Here is a 1883-nt window from a genome sequence, read left to right as displayed (position 1 = left end):
GGCCCCACCCGCCCCGGGCCCCGGCGCGCCGGGGCCGGCGCCCACCGGTGCCGGTCACCGGGCGCGCGCCCGGGCCGGAAGGTCCGCGGGAGGGCTCGCGGCGGTCGGGGCCGGCACCCGGCGTGCGCCCGGAGGGCGGCGCTCGGCCCGGGGCGGACCGTGTCCGCGCCTTCCGGCGCTGATACGCTGGTGGTCCGTGGAGCGGAGGGCCGAAAACCCCCGAACCGCAGCGGCGGCGCCCCGACGGAACTTCTCATCATCCCGCCCCCGGCGCCGACGTGCAATCGACCTCGCGACCACGGGAGCGCTCTCTTGGCCATGCCGCTCAGCACCTCGACGACCAAGCACATCTTCGTCACCGGAGGTGTCGCCTCCTCGCTCGGCAAGGGCCTCACCGCGTCCAGCCTGGGAGCCCTGCTCAAGGCGCGGGGCCTGCGGGTCACGATGCAGAAGCTCGACCCCTACCTCAACGTCGACCCCGGCACGATGAACCCCTTCCAGCACGGTGAGGTGTTCGTCACCAACGACGGAGCCGAGACCGACCTCGACATCGGCCACTACGAACGTTTCCTCGACGTGGACCTGGACGCCAGCGCCAACGTCACCACCGGCCAGATCTACTCCTCGGTCATCGCCAAGGAACGGCGCGGCGAGTACCTCGGGGACACCGTGCAGGTCATCCCGCACATCACCAACGAGATCAAGCACCGGGTCCGTCGCATGGCGACCGAGGACGTGGACGTGGTGATCACCGAGGTGGGCGGCACCGTGGGCGACATCGAGTCGCTCCCCTTCCTGGAGGCCGTGCGGCAGGTGCGGCACGAGGTGGGCCGGGAGAACGTCTTCGTGGTGCACATCTCCCTGCTGCCCTACATCGGCCCCTCCGGCGAGCTGAAGACCAAGCCCACCCAGCACTCCGTCGCCGCCCTGCGCAACATCGGCATCCAGCCCGACGCCATCGTGCTGCGCGCCGACCGGGAGGTGCCGGTCTCCATCAAGCGCAAGATCTCCCTGATGTGCGACGTGGACGAGGCGGCCGTGGTGGCCGCCATCGACGCGAAGTCCATCTACGACATCCCCAAGGTGCTGCACACCGAGGGCCTGGACGCCTATGTGGTGCGCCGCCTGGACCTCCCCTTCCGGGACGTGGACTGGACCCAGTGGGACGACCTGCTGGGCCGGGTGCACTCGCCCGAGCACGAGGTGACGGTCGCCCTGGTCGGCAAGTACGTGGACCTGCCCGACGCCTACCTCTCGGTGACCGAGGCCATCCGGGCCGGTGGCTTCGCCAACCGCGCCCGGGTGCACGTGAAGTGGGTCACCTCCGACGACTGCCGCACCCCGGACGGCGCCCGCGGGCAACTCGGCGACGTCGACGCGGTCTGCATCCCCGGCGGCTTCGGCGAGCGGGGCGTGGAGGGCAAGATCGGCGCCATCCGCTGGGCCCGGGAGAACCGGGTTCCGCTGCTGGGCCTGTGTCTGGGGCTGCAGTGCGTGGTGATCGAGGCGGCCCGCTCCCTGGCCGGGCTGGAGGACGCCGGTTCGACCGAGTTCGACCGGGCCACCGCCCACCCGGTGATCTCCACCATGGAGGAGCAGCTCGACATCGTCGCCGGCGAGGGAGACCTGGGCGGCACGATGCGACTGGGGTTGTACCCCGCCAAGCTGGCCGAGGGGTCGGTGGTCCGGGAGGCGTACGCCGGTGAGCCCTACGTGGAGGAGCGCCACCGCCACCGCTACGAGGTGAACAACGCCTACCGCTCGGAGCTGGAGAAGAAGGCCGGTCTGGTCTTCTCCGGCACCTCGCCCGACAACAAGCTCGTGGAGTTCGTCGAGTACCCGCGCGAAACCCACCCCTATCTGGTGGCCACCCAGGCCCACCC

1 protein-coding gene is annotated in these 1883 nt (G+C 71.2%); it reads left to right on the top strand.

Translation table 11 applies throughout. The features are described from left to right. Positions 1 to 318: 318 nt before the first annotated feature. Positions 319 to 1883 (top strand): CTP synthase (gene pyrG, locus FOE67_RS24380; RefSeq protein WP_182666988.1); only part of this gene is annotated, 1565 nt, incomplete at its 3' end.

This window comes from Streptomyces calidiresistens (assembly GCF_014141525.1).
Lineage (GTDB): Bacteria > Actinomycetota > Actinomycetes > Streptomycetales > Streptomycetaceae > Streptomyces > Streptomyces calidiresistens.
This window is presented reverse-complemented; position numbering and strand designations above follow the sequence as displayed.